This window comes from Thioalkalivibrio sp. ALE19 (assembly GCF_000428605.1).
Taxonomy (GTDB): domain Bacteria; phylum Pseudomonadota; class Gammaproteobacteria; order Ectothiorhodospirales; family Ectothiorhodospiraceae; genus Thioalkalivibrio.
On record NZ_AUAG01000064.1, the window covers coordinates 1 to 1,269 of the forward strand.

Genomic DNA, 1,269 nt, shown 5'->3' on the forward strand with positions numbered 1-1,269 from the left:
TCAGCCTCCCGTTCGCTCATCGGGCACAATACTCATCCACTCCCGGGCATGAAACAGGGGTGCCTTCTCTCGCGGTATGCAATCAGACGAGACCTTACATGTAGACCTGCTTACGATGACCGACCTTCACAACCGTCACGACCAGGAGGTCATCCACCACTTCGTAAATGATTCGGTACACGCCTTGCCGGATGCGGTAGCGCTCCTGTCCCGAGAGCTTTTCACTGCCGACCGGACGGGGATCATCCTGCAGCGCCTCCATGCGCTGAAGAATGCGAGCCACATCTTTGTTCGGGATTGAACGAAGGTCTTTGGCAACGGACTTCTTGAATACAAGCCTATATCTTTCCATGAGCCTTCAAATCATCGAGCAGGGCCTCATAGCTCATGGTTGGCTCGGAGACCCGTTCCTCGAACGCCGCCAGATCTTCCTGATCCTCGGCCAATGCCGCACGAACCGCCTCGTTGACGATATCCGACAAGGAACGATTCGTATGCGCAGCCTTCAGCCGCAGCGCCGCATGCAACTGAGGATCGAAATAAACCGTCGAACGTTTCGGTGTCTCGCTCATGGAGCTCCTCCACACAACCACACCAAGAGACTTTAGCGTCAACACATCAAAACATCAAGACATCAAGCGCTGCCACATTGCGGACAACCGGGTGCCACCAGCGCCGCGTGACGCTCCCGCAAACCCTCCACGTACGCCCGTCGGGTCTGGCGCAACGGGTTCTGAAGCCGGAACGACCGCCGGTAGATCTTCCGGGTCCACTGGGCCTGAAGCTCACCGCCGAAGATCCAGCCCCCGCATGTTCTTCGTCTCGATGACGAAGATGCCGAACCGCGACACCAGCACATGAGCGATCTGCGTGGTGCCGACCGCGGTCTACAAGGCCCATGGCCCCCAGCCGCATGGCAGAGGAGGCAGCATTCATGGCTTGCCCTCCTTCCTGATCCGCTCCTCCAGCGCCTCCAGCTCCTGCAAGTCCTCGGCATCGGCCTCCGGTGCCTCGTCTCTGCGCCGCCGGGATCCTTCAGGCGCTGGTCGTCCATGACGAAGCCCTTGACCAGGTACTCCTCCAGATGGGCAGTGGCCCACTGGCGAAACTGGGTGCCCCGGGGGGAACGCACCCGGTAGCCGACGGCCAGGATCATCGGCAGGCTGTAGATGTCAGGTCTCGTCTGATTGCATACCGCGAGAGAAGGCACCCCTGTTTCATGCCCGGGAGTGGATGAGTATTGTGCCCGATGAGCGAACGGGAGGCTGA

General features: G+C 59.8%; 2 protein-coding genes and 2 pseudogenes. All 4 read right to left on the reverse strand.

Features of this window, described 5'->3' with window-relative positions:
• Nucleotides 1-94 precede the first annotated feature (94 nt).
• Nucleotides 95-352: a type II toxin-antitoxin system RelE/ParE family toxin gene (locus F787_RS0114000; protein WP_028492587.1), complete on the reverse strand. Its 258-nt coding sequence runs from the start codon at nt 350-352 to the stop codon at nt 95-97.
• Nucleotides 339-572: a glucose-6-phosphate isomerase gene (locus tag F787_RS0114005; protein WP_018871046.1), complete on the reverse strand. Its 234-nt coding sequence runs from the start codon at nt 570-572 to the stop codon at nt 339-341. The genes F787_RS0114000 and F787_RS0114005 overlap by 14 nt, the downstream gene beginning before the upstream one ends.
• 68 nt (nt 573-640) lie before the next feature.
• Nucleotides 641-887 (reverse strand): annotated as a pseudogene (locus F787_RS16655) (nuclease-related domain-containing protein); the annotation flags it as partial.
• A 140-nt stretch (nt 888-1,027) separates the two neighbouring features.
• Nucleotides 1,028-1,168, reverse strand: a pseudogene (gene rhuM, locus F787_RS17300) (RhuM family protein); the annotation flags it as partial.
• Between the last annotated feature and the right edge of the window lie 101 nt (nt 1,169-1,269).